12 protein-coding genes are annotated in these 13,451 nt (G+C 71.6%); 3 read left to right on the forward strand and 9 right to left on the reverse strand.

Translation table 11 applies throughout. The features are described 5' to 3' along the window. Positions 1-3 precede the first annotated feature (3 nt). The 6 genes from ASD48_RS12145 to ASD48_RS12165 form a co-directional block, all read right to left on the reverse strand. A complete protein-coding gene (locus ASD48_RS12145) occupies positions 4-1,716 on the reverse strand; it encodes an urease subunit alpha (RefSeq protein WP_057601558.1) in 1,713 nt (570 codons plus the stop codon). Further along, entirely contained in the window at positions 1,713-2,438 is a 726-nt protein-coding gene (gene ureA, locus ASD48_RS12150) for an urease subunit gamma (protein ID WP_057601559.1), read from the reverse strand. Before ureA ends, ASD48_RS12145 begins: the two co-directional genes overlap by 4 nt. A 229-nt stretch (positions 2,439-2,667) precedes the next feature. Then, complete coding sequence (locus ASD48_RS12155; protein WP_057601560.1) at positions 2,668-3,756, reverse strand: branched-chain amino acid aminotransferase; 1,089 nt, start codon at positions 3,754-3,756, stop codon at positions 2,668-2,670. Positions 3,757-4,004: 248 nt separating this feature from the next. Beyond that, complete coding sequence (locus ASD48_RS12160) at positions 4,005-5,048, reverse strand: 3-isopropylmalate dehydrogenase (RefSeq protein WP_057601561.1); 1,044 nt, start codon at positions 5,046-5,048, stop codon at positions 4,005-4,007. 196 nt (positions 5,049-5,244) lie between these two features. Continuing rightward, positions 5,245-5,376 (reverse strand): hypothetical protein, encoded by a 132-nt coding sequence (locus tag ASD48_RS45950; protein ID WP_099935881.1) that lies wholly within the window; start codon positions 5,374-5,376, stop codon positions 5,245-5,247. A 220-nt stretch (positions 5,377-5,596) separates the two neighbouring features. Next, entirely contained in the window at positions 5,597-6,505 is a 909-nt protein-coding gene (locus ASD48_RS12165) for a LysR family transcriptional regulator (RefSeq protein ID WP_057601562.1), read from the reverse strand. A gap of 103 nt (positions 6,506-6,608) precedes the next feature. Here ASD48_RS12165 and ASD48_RS12170 point away from each other — a divergent pair, with 103 nt between their 5' ends. Together ASD48_RS12170 and ASD48_RS12175 are read left to right on the forward strand one after the other, a co-directional pair. Further along, positions 6,609-7,613 carry an NADP-dependent oxidoreductase gene (locus ASD48_RS12170; protein WP_057601563.1) on the forward strand — a complete coding sequence of 335 codons (1,005 nt, stop codon included), beginning with the start codon at positions 6,609-6,611 and terminating at the stop codon, positions 7,611-7,613. 43 nt (positions 7,614-7,656) lie between these two features. Next, complete coding sequence (locus ASD48_RS12175) at positions 7,657-8,541, forward strand: alpha/beta hydrolase (protein WP_057601564.1); 885 nt, start codon at positions 7,657-7,659, stop codon at positions 8,539-8,541. Between the two features lie 87 nt (positions 8,542-8,628). Here the strand turns inward: ASD48_RS12175 and pruA are convergent, their stop codons facing one another. After that, positions 8,629-10,269: an L-glutamate gamma-semialdehyde dehydrogenase gene (gene pruA / locus ASD48_RS12180; RefSeq protein WP_057601565.1), complete on the reverse strand. Its 1,641-nt coding sequence runs from the start codon at positions 10,267-10,269 to the stop codon at positions 8,629-8,631. 49 nt (positions 10,270-10,318) lie between these two features. Then, entirely contained in the window at positions 10,319-11,245 is a 927-nt protein-coding gene (locus ASD48_RS12185; protein ID WP_057601566.1) for a proline dehydrogenase family protein, read from the reverse strand. Between the two features lie 164 nt (positions 11,246-11,409). Between ASD48_RS12185 and ASD48_RS12190 the strand changes: the two genes are divergently transcribed. After that, positions 11,410-12,597: a helix-turn-helix domain-containing protein gene (locus ASD48_RS12190; protein WP_057601567.1), complete on the forward strand. Its 1,188-nt coding sequence runs from the start codon at positions 11,410-11,412 to the stop codon at positions 12,595-12,597. A 36-nt stretch (positions 12,598-12,633) separates the two neighbouring features. On the opposite strand, the gene ASD48_RS12195 is transcribed toward ASD48_RS12190, so the two are convergent. Then, complete coding sequence (locus ASD48_RS12195; protein WP_057601644.1) at positions 12,634-13,224, reverse strand: TetR/AcrR family transcriptional regulator; 591 nt, start codon at positions 13,222-13,224, stop codon at positions 12,634-12,636. Positions 13,225-13,451 lie beyond the last annotated feature (227 nt).

Here is a 13,451-nt window from a genome sequence, read left to right on the forward strand (position 1 = left end):
TCCTCAGAGGAAGTACAGGCGGTCGAGGGAGACGGACTCGGCGGGCTCGGAGCGCAGCGGCTCGCCGTCGAGGGTGACCAGGCCGGTGCGCTGGTCGACGTCGACCGCTCCGGTACGGGAGTTGCGGAGCAGGTCGGCGGGGCCGATGCCGCGGGTGCCGCGGACGGCGACCCTGCGGCGGCGGGTCGGCATCGAGTCGCCGCCCTGGTCGAGGGCGGCACGGGCGACGAAGGCGACCGAGATGTCGGCGGGCGTGGCCCCGTACGCCCCGAACTGCGGTCCGAGCACCAGGGGTTCGCAGGTGTCGGTGGCCGCGTTCGGGTCGCCGGTCACGCCGTACGCCGGGAAGCCAGACTTGAGCACGAGCTGCGGCTTGGCTCCGAAGTACTCCGGGCGCCACAGCACGATGTCGGCGAGCTTGCCGACCTCGAGGGAGCCGATCTCGTGCGCGAGGCCGTGGGCGATGGCCGGATTGACGGTCAGCTTGGCGATGTAGCGCAGGACGCGCTCGTTGTCGTGCTCGCCGTCCGGGGCGCCGAACTCGGCCTTCATCTTGCCGGCCATGGCGAAGGTGCGGCGGACCGTCTCGCCCGCCCGGCCCATGCCCTGGGCGTCGGACGAGGTGATGCCGATCGCGCCGAGGTCGTGCAGGACGTCCTCGGCGCCCATGGTGCCGGCCCGGATCCGGTCGCGGGCCATGGCGGCGTCGCCGGGCAGATCGGTCTTCAGGTCGTGGACGGAGACGATCATGCCGTAGTGCTCGGCGACGGCGTCCCGGCCGTAGGGGAGGGTGGGGTTGGTGGAGGAGCCGATGACGTTCGCGACGCCCGCCATCTTCAGCACGTTCGGTACGTGCCCGCCGCCGCAGCCCTCGATGTGGAAGGCGTGGATGGTCCGGCCCTCCAGCACCCTCAGGGTGTCCTCGACCGACAGGCACTCGTTCAACCCGTCGCTGTGCAGGGCGACCTGGACGTCGTGTTCCTCGGCGACCCGCAACGCCGTGTCCAGCGCCCGGGTGTGGGCGCCCATGTCCTCGTGCACCTTGAAGCCCGAGGCGCCGCCTTCGGCGAGGGCCTCCACCAGGGGGGCGGCGGACGACGACGAACCCCGGCCGAGGAAACCGATGTTGACCGGCCAGGCGTCGAAGGCGTTGAACGCGTGCCGCAGCGCCCAGGGCGAGTTGACGCCGACACCCCACACGGGCCCGAACTCCTGCCCGACGACCGTGGTCACCCCGGAGGCCAGCGAGGCCTCCATGATCCGCGGCGACAGCAGATGGACGTGGGTGTCGACGGCGCCCGCGGTGGCGATCAGCCCCTCGCCGGACACGATGGACGTGCCCGTGCCGACGACGACGTCCACCCCGTCGAGGGTGTCGGGGTTACCGGCCCGTCCGATCGCGTGGATCCGGCCCTCGCGGATGCCGATCGACACCTTCCGGATCCCCTGCACGGCGTCGATCACGACGACGTTGCTGATCACGACGTCACAGGTCTCGCGGACGGCGGCGGCCTTGAGGTGCAGCCCGTCGCGGGCGGTCTTGCCGAAGCCGGCCAGGAACTCGTCACCGTGCAGCTGGGCGTCGGACTCGACGCGGATGACGAGCCCCGAGTCGCCGAGACGGACGCGGTCGCCGGCCCGGGGGCCGTGGGTGGCGGCGTACTCGTGGGGGGTGAGGCGCCGGGCCTCTGCGGGGTGGCCTCCGGGGCGGCTCATCGGGTGCCTTCCTCCGCGTCGCGGCTCATCGGTTCCCCCGCGGCGGCGATCCCCAGGTACCCGCAGGCCGCGGCCCGGCGCAGGGCCTCCTCACGTGCGCCGGGAGCGTCCAGCGGCCCGTCGACCAGGCCCGCGAAGCCGATCGCGATCCGCTCGCCCCCGATCGGCACGAGCCCGACCTCGAACGACTCCCCCGGCCCGAAGCGCACGGAGGACCCGGCGGGGACGGCGAGCCGCATGCCGTAGGCCGTCTCCCGGACGAAGTCGAGCCGCGGGTTGGCCTCGAAGAAGTGGAAGTGGGAGGTGACGGAGACGGGCACGGTCGCCGTGTTCGTGACCGTCAGCCGTACGGCCGCCTCGGGCTCGGCGTGCTCGGGCCCCGGCAGGAGGGCTCCCGGCGCCCGGTCCCCGAGCGTGCCCCCGGCGATCGGGTCGCCGACGACCGCGAGCCGCGAGCCGTCGTCGAAGACGGCCTCGACATGCACCTCGGTGACGACGTCCGCGACGCCCGGCAGCACGTCGTCCGGGCCGAGGACCGACCGGGCACGTTCGATCGCCTCGGCGAGCCGGGCGCCGTCACGGGCGGCCTCGCACACCGTGTCCGCGATGAGCGCGGTCGCCTCGGGGACGTTCAGCCGGAGCCCGCGGGCCCTTCTCGCCCGGGCCAGCTCGGCCGCGCCGAAGAGCAGCAGCCGGTCCCGTTCGGTGGGGGTGAGTCGCATGTCGCTCGCCTTTCTTTGAGCAGCACTCTAAACGCTCTCCTTGATGATCAGAAGACGCCACCGGAAAGTTTTGAGTACTGCTCAAAAATGGGCGAGCTCCGAGAACGCCACAGGGCCACCCCGGACGGGATGGCCCTGGACGGGATGGCCCGTGACGGAGTGGCCCTGAGGGGGACGGCCCTGGCGGGGATGACCCCGGCGGGAGCGTCCCTGGACGAACGGGCGGCGACTAGCCCAGCTCGTGCATCCAGCCGTGCTTGTCCTCGGCCGTGCCGCGCTGGATGTCCAGCAGGGCCCGGCGGAGCCTGAGGGTGACCTCGCCGGGCTCGCCGCCCGACTGCTGCCACTCACCGGCGGTGCGCTTGACCGTGCCGACCGGGGTGATCACGGCGGCGGTGCCGCAGGCGAAGACCTCCTTGAGGGCGCCGCTCTCGGAGTCGCGCTGCCACTGCTCGACCGAGACCCGGCCCTCCTCGGCCTCGTAGCCGAGGTCGCGGGCGACGGTGAGGAGGCTGTCACGGGTGACGCCCTCCAGGATGGAGCCCGTGAGCGACGGCGTGACGATCTTGTCGCCGTACACGAAGTACAGGTTCATGCCGCCGAGCTCCTCGACCCACTTGCGCTCGACCGCGTCGAGGTAGCAGACCTGGGCGCAGCCCTGGGCGGCGGCCTCGGCCTGGGCGAGCAGGGAGGCGGCGTAGTTGCCACCCGTCTTGGCGTCGCCCATGCCACCGGGGACGGCCCGCACGTGCTCCTCGGAGACCCAGATGGAGACGGGCTTGACGCCGCCGGGGAAGTAGGCGCCGGCCGGTGAGGCGATGACCAGGAACAGGTACTCGTTGGCGGGCTTCACGCCCAGTCCGACCTCGGTCGCGATCATGAAGGGCCGCAGATAGAGGGACTCCTCGCCGCCGTGCGCGGGCACCCAGTCCTTGTCCTGGCCGACGAGCGCGTCGCACGCCTCGATGAACGTCTCGACCGGCAGCTCGGGCATGGCCAGGCGACGGGCCGAGCGCTGGAAACGCTTGGCGTTCTGGTCCGGGCGGAAGGTGGCGACCGACCCGTCGGGGCGGCGGTACGCCTTCAGGCCCTCGAAGATCTCCTGCGCGTAGTGCAGGACGTTGGTGGCCGGGTCGAGGGGGATCGGCGCGTACGGAACGAGCTGACCGTCGTGCCAGCCGCGGCCCTCGGTCCACTTGATCGTCACCATGTGGTCGGTGAAGTGGCGGCCGAACCCGGGGTTCGCCAGGATCGCCTGCCGCTCGGCTGCGGAGGTGGGGCTGGCGGAGGGCTTGAGCTCGATCGTGGGCGTCGTCATGAGTGGTTGTCCTTCACCGGTTGTAGTGACGGGCCGCGCTCACGCCCGTACGGCCAGTGGCCGGTGCTAGGACGTCCGAGCATTGCCTCATACCGCGGCTCCGCGTTCGATTATCGCAAGCGGCGGACGAGGGCCAAAACGGCGTGAATGCGACCCAGGGTTGATGGTGGCACCCGGCGGGGGACATGCGGAAGCCGCCGGGTGCGGATGCGACCCGGCGGCTTCGAAAGGTTTCGCGCAGCGCGGGGTCAGCCGGCTACGCGTACGGCGAGCGCGTCACCGATCTCGGAGGTGCTGCGCGCGGGCAGCGAGCCGCGCTCCTCCAGGTCGACGGAGACGGCCTCCTCGATGCGGACCGCCTCGGCGTCGTAGCCGAGGTGGCGCAGCAGCAGGGCGACGGACAGGACGGTGGCGGTGGGGTCGGCCTTGCCCTGTCCGGCGATGTCCGGGGCCGAGCCGTGCACCGGCTCGAACATGGACGGGAACTCGCCGGACGGGTTGATGTTCCCGCTCGCGGCGACGCCGATGCCGCCGGAGACGGCCGCGGCGAGGTCGGTGATGATGTCGCCGAAGAGGTTGTCGGTGACGATGACGTCGAAGCGCGCGGGGTCCGTGACGAGGTAGATCGTCGCGGCGTCCACGTGGATGTAGTCCGTGGTGACGTCGGGGAACTCCTGGGCCACCCGGTTGAAGACGTTCGTCCACAGGTGACCGGCGAAGGCCAGCACGTTGTTCTTGTGGACCAGCGTGAGCTTCTTGCGGGGACGGGCCTGGGCGCGGGCGAAGGCGTCCCGGACCACGCGCTCGACACCGAAGGCCGTGTTCACGGAGACCTCGGTGGCGACCTCGTGCGGGGTGCCCTTGCGGATCGTGCCGCCGTTGCCGGTGTACGGACCCTCGGTGCCCTCGCGGACCACGATGAAGTCGATCTCGGGCTGGCCGGCCAGCGGGGTGGCGACACCCGGGAGGAGCTTCGAGGGACGCAGGTTGACGTGGTGGTCGAAGAGGAAGCGCAGCTTGAGCAGGAAACCCCGCTCCAGGACACCGGAGGGGACGCTCGGGTCGCCGATCGCGCCGAGCAGGATGGCGTCATGCCGCTTGAGCGCCTCGGCGTCCGCGTCGGTGAGGGTCTCACCGGTGGCGTGGTAGCGCCGGGCGCCGAAGTCGTACTCCTCGGTCTCCAGCTTCACATCCTGCGGGAGGACGGCGGAGAGGACCTTGAGACCTTCGGCCACGACCTCCTGGCCGATGCCGTCACCGGGAATCACTGCGAGATTGAGGCTGCGAGACATACGGGAACCGTACTCCTCGTCCCAGGGGATGACATGGAGCGTCCGCCATACGGACAGAGAAGTCGCGGCGCGAGGCTGGTGGCGCGGACCTGCGGTGTCGTGCGGGGTCGGGGTACGGCGCGGGTTCCGAAGTCCCGTTCGGGGCCCGCGCCGCACCCCGTGCGGGTGCGGCTCCCGGACTGCGGGGCGGCTCGGCTCAGTGGCCGGTCTCGCCGCCGTTGTCACGGCGGTCGAGGGCACGCTGGAGCGCCGCTGCGGCGTTCTTCCGGTCGGACTCGCTCGTACGGGAGATGTGACGGACTCGGCGGCGGACGGTCGTCTCGGCCATGAGAAATCGACTCCTTCGAATTCCAGGGAGTGCGGAAGGGGGTTACGAGACGCCGGATGGGGCGGGGAGCGGGCCGCAGGGGTTGCCTGCGCGGGGCCCGGCTCACGACCGCCATTCGCTTGGTCGAGCGAGACGTTCGGCTCCTACAAAGCTAAGGGAGGAGCACGCGCCTGTCTCTACAATTACTCGGACTTCCTACTATCTGAGACGGCCCCCCGGGTCACCCGGTGCCGACCTGCGGTTTCGCGGCGGACCTCAACTCCCGGACGAGTGCCCGGACAGCCGCGGTCGAGGCGAGCTCGGGGGTCGTGACATAGCCGACCCGACGGGTGGGCCGCTCCGGGCCGAGGTCGGTGACCTCCGTCCCGAGAGGTGTCCGGGTGAGGGAGAGCGCGGGCATGATCGCCATCCCCAGACCGCTGCCCACCATCGAGAGCACCGCGCCGTCGTCCTCGGCGCGGACGGTCGCCGCGGGGATCCAGTCCTGCGCGCCCCACCACGCGCGCGTGGAGCACGAGCAGTTCTCCGTCCAGTCGACGAGCGGGAGGGAGCGCGGGTCGGCGTGGCCCGCCGGATGCACCAGCGCGTACGGCTCCTCCAGCAGCACGTCCCCCACCAGCTCCGGTGGGATCGGCGCGCTGGTGCCGAAGGTGGCGATCCCGAGGTCGGCCCGCCCCTCGGCCACCGCGCCCGCCGTCCCCGGACCCACCTCCCGTACGACGGTCACGGTCGCCTCGATCCCCGGATGCCGTACGGCCAGCCGCTCCAGGACGGGCGGCAGCAGATACAGGGCCGCGCTGCGGAAGGCCGCGATGCGCAACGGTCCTTCGACCCGGCAGGCTCCGGCAGCCGCCGACCCGGCCGCCCGCGTCTCGGCGACCAGGGCCTGGAGCAACCGCAGCACACGCCGGGCGTGGACGACGGCGCGGGCGCCGGCCGGGGTGGGCCGGGCGCCGAACCGGCCGCGCTCGAACAGGACGACCCCCACCTTGGCCTCGATCCCGCGCACCGCGTGCGAGACGGCCGACTGGGTGGTTCCGAGCCGGGCGGCGGCGGCCGAGAAGCCTCCCTCGTCCGCGACGGCCACCAGAGTCCGCAACTCCTGCGGCGCAAGATCGACTGCGCTCACGCGAGGCTCCCACCTGCTGCCATGAGGGCGACTCATGGATCGGCCCGTTCCATGAGCGCAACCCTCTGCCCGCCGCCCGCATTCCTGCCTACGGTCCCCTCCCATGACCAGCACCGCGCTCACCGTGCAGCAGACCGGCCGTCCGACCGGCTTCCCCACTCCCGGCCACTTCCGCTTCGCCGAGTCACCGGTCCCCGAACCGGCCCCGGGAACCGCCCTGGTGGAGAACCTCTACTGGTCGGTCGACCCCTACCACCGCGAAATGATGGACGGCGACTTCGAGTTGAACGCCCCGCTGGAGGGACGCTCGCTCGGCCGGATCATCGCCACCCGCGATCCGGTGGCGCTCCCCGAGGGCGAGATCGTCTTCCACCGCCGGGGCTGGCGCACCCACGCGGTGGTCCGCCCCGAGGAGGTCAGACGGCTCCCCCGGTACGAAGGGGTGCCGCTCTCGGCGTATTTGAGCATCCTCGGCGGCACGGGCCTGACGGCTTACGTCGGCCTGACCCGCATCGCCCGGCTGCGTGCGGGCGAGGACCTGTTCGTCTCCGCGGCGGCGGGCGGGGTCGGCACGGCGACGGGACGCTTCGCGCGACTGCTCGGGGCGGGCCGGCTGATCGGCAGCGCGGGCACGGCGGAGAAGGTGCGGTACCTGACCCGGCAGGTCGGCTACGACGCCGCCTTCGACTACCACGACGGCCCGGTCGCCGATCTGCTGGCGAAGGCCGCCCCCGCCGGAGTCGACGTCTTCGTGGACAACGTGGGCGGCGAACACCTCGGGGCGGCGATCGGCGCGCTGCGCGAGCGGGGGCGGGTGGTGCGCGTCGGCACGGTCGGGCAGTACAACACGCCCGACGCCCCGCCGGTGGTGTTCGACCACGCCGACCTCGTGGAGAAGAGCCTGCGCGTCGAGGGCTTCCTGGTGCGCGACCACCTGCACGTCCAGGAGGAGCTGTACGAGTTCGCCGTACCGCATCTGCTGAGCGGGGCCCTGGCGCTGGACGAGACGGTGGTGGACGGGTTCGAGCGGATCGTGGACGCGTTCCTGCTGATGCTGCGCGGCGGGAACACGAGGAAGATCCTGGTACGTCACTCACCTAACCCTTAAAACTCTCTTGACCAGTTAGGTCATCGCATGGTGCACTCATGCCATGACCCTCCACGCCGACCGCCAGGTCCGTCACCGCACCACCACCGTCCGCGGCCACGAGGTGTACTACCGGGAGGCGGGCCCGGCCGACGCACCGGTCCTGCTGCTCCTGCACGGCTTCCCGAGCAGCTCCCACATGTTCCGCGACCTCATCCCGCTGCTCGCCGACCGCCATCGCGTCATCGCCCCCGACCACCTGGGCTTCGGCCGGTCGGCGGCGCCCGCCGACTTCCGGTACACCTTCGACGAACTGGCGGCCGTCACCGGGGAGTTCACCGAGCAACTGGGCCTGAAGGAGTTCGCGCTCTACATCCAGGACTACGGCTCCCCCATCGGCCTGCGCCTCGCCCTCGCCCATCCCGACCGGGTGACCGCGATCATCACGCAGAACGGCAACGCCTACGAGGAGGGGCTCGGGGCCCAGGCCTGGGCCCCGGTACGGGCGCTGATCGCGGAGCGGACCCCGCGGACCGAGGCGCCGGTGCGCGAGATCAGCAGCCCGGAAGGGATCAGGTGGCAGTACCTGCACGGGGTTCCGCCGGACCAGCGGGAACTCGTGAGCCCCGACGCCTACGAGCACGACGCGGCCCTCATGGCCCGGCCCGGCCAGCCGGAGATCCAGCTCGACCTGATCTCCGACTACGGCTCCAACTTCGCCCTCTACCCGGCCTTCCAGGAGTACTTCCGCACCAGCCAGGTCCCGTTGCTGGCGGTCTGGGGAGCCGGCGACGAGATCTTCGTCCCGGCCGGCGCGCTCGCGTTCCGCCGCGACCTGCCCCGCGCGGAGGTCCACCTGCTGCCCACCGGGCACTTCGCCCTGGAGACACACGCGGGCCAGATCGCCGCGCTGATCGGCGACTTCCTCGGCCGCGCCGGCACCCGCTGACCCATCCGCCGACGGAGAACGGGAAGGGGCCGGGCAGCCGCCCGGCCCCTTCCTCCGTCCCGCTTCCCCCCGCGGTACGACGACGCGTCAGCCCATGTGCGGGTACGCGTAGTCGGTCGGCGCGACCAGCGTCTCCTTGATGGCGCGGGTCAGGGTCCAGCGCATCAGGTTCTGCGGCGCGCCGGCCTTGTCGTTGGTGCCGGAGGCGCGGCCGCCGCCGAAGGGCTGCTGGCCGACGACGGCGCCGGTCGACTTGTCGTTGATGTAGAAGTTGCCGGCCGCGTAGCGCAGCTTCTCCATCGTGTACGCGGCGGCCGCGCGGTCGCCGGAGATGACCGAGCCCGTCAGCGCGTAGTCCGACACCGACTCCATCTGCGTCAGCATCTCGTCGTACGCCTCGGCCGAGCTGTCGTCGTACACGTGCACGGCGAGGAACGGGCCGAAGTACTCGGTCGTGAAGACCTCGTTCGCCGGGTCGGTGCACTCGACGACGGTCGGGCGGACGAAGTAGCCGACCGAGTCGTCGTAGGAACCGCCCGCGACGATCGTGCAGGTCGGGTCCGCCTTCGCACGGTCGATCGCCGCCTTGTTCTTGGCGAACGAACGCTCGTCGATGACGGCGCCGACGAAGTTCGACAGGTCGGTGACGTCACCCATCGTGAGGTAGTCGACCTCGGCCGCGAACTCCTCCTTGAAACCGGAGTTCCAGATCGACGCCGGGATGTACGCGCGGGAGGTCGCGCTGCACTTCTGGCCCTGGTACTCGAAGGCGCCGCGGGTGAGGGCGGTCTTCAGGACCGCGCGGTCCGCGCTCGGGTGGGCGACGACGAAGTCCTTGCCGCCGGTCTCGCCGACCAGGCGCGGGTAGGAGCGGTACTTCTCGATGTTGGCGCCGACCGTCTTCCACAGGTACTGGAAGGTCTTCGTCGAGCCGGTGAAGTGGATGCCGGCCAGGTCACGGTGGTTGAGGGCGACCTCGGAGACCTCCAGGCCGTCACCCGTGACCAGGTTGATCACGCCCTTGGGCAGCCCGGCCTCCTCCAGCAGCTGCATGAGCAGCACCGCGGCGTGCGTCTGCGTCGGCGACGGCTTCCACACGACGACGTTGCCCATCAGCGCGGGCGCGGTCGGCAGGTTGCCCGCGATGGCCGTGAAGTTGAACGGCGTGATCGCGTAGACGAAGCCCTCGAGCGGGCGGTGGTCGAGACGGTTCCAGACACCCGGGGAGTTCGCCGGGGGCTGCTCGGCCAGGATCTGGCGGGCGTAGGCCACGTTGAAGCGCCAGAAGTCGACCAGCTCGCAGGGACAGTCGATCTCCGCCTGCTGGGCGGTCTTCGACTGGCCGAGCATGGTGGAGGCGGCGAGCGTCTCGCGCCAGGGGCCGGCGAGCAGTTCGGCGGCGCGCAGGATGATCGCGGCGCGGTCGTCGAAGGACATCGCGCGCCAGGCGGGCGCGGCGGCGAGGGCCGCGTCGACGGCGTCCTGGGCGTCCTGGCGCGTGGCGTTGGCGTAGGTGCCGAGCCGGGCCTTGTGGTTGTGCGGCTGCACGACGTCGAAGCGCTCACCGCCGCCCATCCGCCGCTCGCCGCCGATGGTGCAGGGCAGGTCGATCGGGTTGTCGGCCAGCTCCTTGAGCTTGGCCTCCAGCCGGGCGCGCTCCGGCGAGCCGGGGGCGTAGCCGTGCACCGGCTCGTTGACGGGGGTGGGGACCTGGGTTACCGCGTCCATGTCTTCCGTTACTCCTTCTGAGCGGGTGTTTCTGGCGGGGGGTGCGGGCTCAGCCCTTGCTGATCATCGAACGGACGAAGAACCGCAGGTTGGCCGGCTTCTCCGCGAGCCGGCGCATGAAGTAGCCGTACCAGTCGGTGCCGTAGGCGGTGTAGACGCGCATGCGGTGCCCCTCGGCGGCCAGCCGCAGGTGCTCGTCGCCGCGGATGCCGTACAGCATCTGGAACTCGTACTCGTCCAGCTTGCGCCCGGCCTTGCGGGCGAGCTCCTGCGCGATGGAGATGAGGCGCGGGTCGTGGGACCCGATCATGGGGTACCCCTCGCCCTCCATCAGCGTGCGCAGGATCCGGACGTACGCCTTGTCGATCTCGTGCTTCTGCTGGTGGGCGACCTCGGCGGGCTCCTTGTACGCGCCCTTCACGAGCCGTACCCGGCTGCCGCTCGCCGCGAGGCGGCGGGCGTCGGCCTCGGTGCGGAAGAGGTAGGCCTGGATGACACAGCCGGTCTGCGGGAAGTCCTTCCGCAGCTCCTCGTGGATGGCGAACATCGAGTCGAGGGTGGTGTGGTCCTCGGCGTCGAGGGTGACGGTGGTGCCGATGGCCGCGGCGGCCTCGACCACCGGGCGCACGTTGGCGAGGGCCAGCTCATGGCCCCCGTCCAGCGCCTGGCCGAACATCGACAGCTTGACGGACATCTCGACCCGCTCGCCGAGCTCCAGCTCCGCGAGCCGGTCGATCAGCGCCAGGTAGGCGTCCCGGGCGGCGGCGGCCTGCTCGGGAGTGGTGATGTCCTCGCCGACGACGTCCATCGTCAGCTCCAGCCCGGAGGCGGTGAGCTCCTCGACGATCGGGACGATGTCGTCGACCGTCTCACCGGGGATGAAGCGGTCCACGACCTGCTTCGTCACCGGGGCCGCCGAGATCAGACGTCGCATCCGGTCGCTGCGCGAAGCGGCGAGAATCACGGGACCCAGCACGGGGCACCTCCACATACCAACCCATACGAGGCCGTCGCCCGACGATCGGGGAACGGCACGGAGAACCACCGTGAAACCTAAGGATCCCTCCGATCGTGGGCCATCGACACCTGTCACGCATCCGCGTCATGGATCTCAGACAGATGTATGAAGGGGAGGCGGGCATGCGGGAGAATGCCTGGGTGACGGCCGACCACACGGGTGACCACCAGGAGCTCGTCGACGAGATCTCCGAGCTGCTCGGCGCCCCCGCGACCCTGGAGAACCGGGATTTCGAGCTGATCGCCTTCGGCGCCTACGACAGCGAGGGCGAGCTGGACGCGTCGGCGCTGGACCCGGTGCGCACCCGCTCGATCCTGACGCGGCGCTCCACGGCCGCCGTCCGCACCTGGTTCGAGGGCTTCGGCATCACCCGCGCGACCGGCCCGGTCCGGATCCCGCCGACCCCGGAGGCCGGGGTGTACCGCGGGCGCGTCTGCCTCCCGGTGCGGCACCGGGGGGTCGTCCTCGGCTATGTCTGGCTGCTCGACGACGACCCCGGGCCCTCGGACGCGCAGCTGGCGGCCGCGATGGAGGTGACCGGCCGGATCGGCGCCCTGCTCGCCGACGAGGCCCAGCACGGCGCGGACCTCACCCGGGAGCTGCGGGCGGTGCTCACCGCTCAGCCCGACTGGCAGCGGGACATGGCGGTGGCGGAGCTGCGCACCGCCCTCGGCGCCCGCGCGGACGGCCCGCACACGGTGGTGTGCGTGACGCCCTGGCCGTCCGCGGACCCGGACGACGCGCCCTCGCTGCGCACGCTGCCGGGGGCGACGGCGCTGTGCACCGTTCCGTGGGGCACCGCGTCCCAGTCCCTGGCCCTGCTGGTCCGCCTGCGCTCGACGGACACCCTCACCCCGGCGACGACGGCGGCGGCCCGGCTGCTGGAGCGGGCGGGAGGGTCCGCCGCGGGAGTGGCCGCCGGCCGGGCGGGCCTCGCGGAACTCGGCGCCGCCTGGCAGGAGGCGTCGGCGTCGGCACGGGCGGCGCTCGCGGAGCCCGGCCTTGGCCCGGTCGCCCGATGGGCGTCCATCGGCCCCTACCGCCTGCTGACCGCCCTGCCCCAGGAGACCGCCCAGGACCCCGCCGTCCGCACCCTGTTGACGCCCGCCCACCACGAACTCGCCCGCACCGCCGAGGTGTACCTCGACTGCGCCGGCCAAGCGGGCCGCACGGCGGCCGAGTTGGGCATCCACCGGCAGACCCTCTACTACCGGCTCTCCCGGGTGGAACAGCTGACCGGCCTGGACCTGGACGACGGCGAGCACCGGCTGCTCCTGCACATGACGCTCAAGGCGGCCCGGCTGCCCTGAGCCCCTCCCGGGGCCCGCCCGGGCGACCCGCCGGGGTCAGCCCTTCGCGGTGCCCGCGATCACCCGGCGCAGCCCCTCGGTGAGCTGGGCCGCGTCGGTGGCCGAGTCCGGATCGAAGAGCCACTGGACCATGAGCCCGTTGAGGAGGGTCTGGTAGAAGCGGCCCTCCGTGTCGACGGTCTCCTTGTCGAGCTCGTCCTCCGGGACGCCGTTGAACATGGGCACGATCCCCGACCGGCCCTCCTCCTGGGCCGCGGCCAGCAGCTTGCGCACCTCGGGGAGCCGGTCGCCCTGCACGATGAGTTCGAAGCTCAGCAGCCAGATCGCCCGCGTGCGCGGCACCGACCCGATGATGCTCGCCCACACCTCCTGGAAGCGCTCGAGCGACCCGGCGGCCGCCGTCACCTCGCCCCCCGCGCCCCACCCCGGGTCGAACTCGTCGCCGGCGCCCTCGATCAACGAGACGTACGCCTGCACCAGCAGCGCGTCCTTCGATCCGTAGTGGTAGCCGATGGACGCCAGGTTGGTCCCCGACTCCTTGACGATGTCCCGCGCGGTCGTACGCAGGAACCCCTTCTCCAGCAGGCAGCGCTTGGCGCCCTCGAGCAGATCCTCACGGTGTCCCATGCCCGCCACCCTACCCCCGATCCATACAACCGTCCTATACGCGTGACTTATACAAACGTTCTAGACAAGCGTTTAAGACGCTCGTACAGTCACCGTCATGACCCACTCGACGAACCCGACCGACGCGACCGACACGGCCGAGGCGACCGAAGCGACCGAAGCGACCGGCACGACGAACCCGGCGAGCACCCCCGCACCTCCGGCAGGCCGCGCCGGCCGCCGTGAAT

The sequence above is a fragment of the Streptomyces sp. Root1310 genome, from assembly GCF_001426425.1.
GTDB lineage: Bacteria > Actinomycetota > Actinomycetes > Streptomycetales > Streptomycetaceae > Streptomyces.

Excerpts from the sequence above, each read along its gene's own strand:
- ASD48_RS12145 (WP_057601558.1), bottom strand. The coding sequence starts at position 1,716 with ATGAGCCGCCCCGGAGGCCACCCCGCAGAGGCCCGGCGCCTCACCCCC.
- ASD48_RS12160 (WP_057601561.1), bottom strand. The coding sequence starts at position 5,048 with ATGTCTCGCAGCCTCAATCTCGCAGTGATTCCCGGTGACGGCATCGGC.
- ureA (WP_057601559.1), bottom strand. The coding sequence starts at position 2,438 with ATGCGACTCACCCCCACCGAACGGGACCGGCTGCTGCTCTTCGGCGCG.
- pruA (WP_057601565.1), bottom strand. The coding sequence starts at position 10,269 with ATGGACGCGGTAACCCAGGTCCCCACCCCCGTCAACGAGCCGGTGCAC.
- ASD48_RS12195 (WP_057601644.1), bottom strand. The coding sequence starts at position 13,224 with ATGGGACACCGTGAGGATCTGCTCGAGGGCGCCAAGCGCTGCCTGCTG.
- ASD48_RS12170 (WP_057601563.1), top strand. The coding sequence starts at position 6,609 with ATGACCAGCACCGCGCTCACCGTGCAGCAGACCGGCCGTCCGACCGGC.
- ASD48_RS12175 (WP_057601564.1), top strand. The coding sequence starts at position 7,657 with ATGACCCTCCACGCCGACCGCCAGGTCCGTCACCGCACCACCACCGTC.
- ASD48_RS12155 (WP_057601560.1), bottom strand. The coding sequence starts at position 3,756 with ATGACGACGCCCACGATCGAGCTCAAGCCCTCCGCCAGCCCCACCTCC.
- ASD48_RS12190 (WP_057601567.1), top strand. The coding sequence starts at position 11,410 with ATGCGGGAGAATGCCTGGGTGACGGCCGACCACACGGGTGACCACCAG.
- ASD48_RS45950 (WP_099935881.1), bottom strand. The coding sequence starts at position 5,376 with ATGGCCGAGACGACCGTCCGCCGCCGAGTCCGTCACATCTCCCGTACG.